A 784-nucleotide genomic window follows, 5' to 3' on the forward strand; every position below is an offset into this window, starting at 1 on the left:
TTTTGTCGTAGCGGGTGGCCAGTCCGCGCCACTGCTTGAGGCGGTTGAAGCAGCGCTCGACGACGTTGCGACGGCGGTAGATGTGCTGGTCGAAGCCGGGCGGCCGTCCGCCGCGTGTGCCGCGGTTCAGCCGGCCCAGGATCTGGTCGGCGCGTTCGGGGATCGTGTGCGGGATGCCGCGCCTGCGCAGGTAGGCGCGGATCTTTCGGGAGCTGTAGCCCTTGTCGGCGACCACATGGTCGGGCCGGGTGCGTGGACGCCCGGGCCCGACTCTGGGCACGCTGATCGAGTCCATCACCTTCTCGAGGCGGGTGCAGTCGTTGGCGTTGCCGCCCGACAGGACGAAGCCGAGAGGACGGCCGCGCCCGTCGCAGGCCAGGTGGACCTTCGTGCTCAGTCCACCTCGGGATCGGCCAAGGGCGTGATCACCCGCTTCGTCCCTGTCGACCGCCCCCTTTTGCCGCCTGCGGCATGCTGATGGGCCCGAACGATGGTGGAGTCGACCGACACCAGCCAGTCGATGTCCCCGGCCGCGTCCTTCTGCGCCTGGACGGCCCGCAGCATGCGCGAGAACGTCCCGTCCAGTGCCCACCTGCGAAAACGCGTGTACAAGGTCTGCCAGGAGCCATAACGTTCCGGCACATCACGCCAGGCCGATCCGGTCCGCAGCTTCCACACGATGCCGTTCAGTACCAGCCGGTCGTCCGAACGAGGCCGCCCCGCAGTCCCCGAACTCGGCAGCAACCGCGACAACACAGCCCACTCGGCATCCGAAAGCTCATGA

General features: G+C 68.2%; 1 pseudogene. It reads right to left on the reverse strand.

Annotated features, from left to right (window positions below):
* Nucleotides 1-784: pseudogene (locus tag IE145_RS33155) on the reverse strand (IS5 family transposase); the annotation flags it as partial.

The sequence above is a fragment of the Streptomyces sindenensis genome, assembly GCF_014649035.1.
Classification (GTDB): Bacteria; Actinomycetota; Actinomycetes; order Streptomycetales; family Streptomycetaceae; genus Streptomyces; species Streptomyces sindenensis.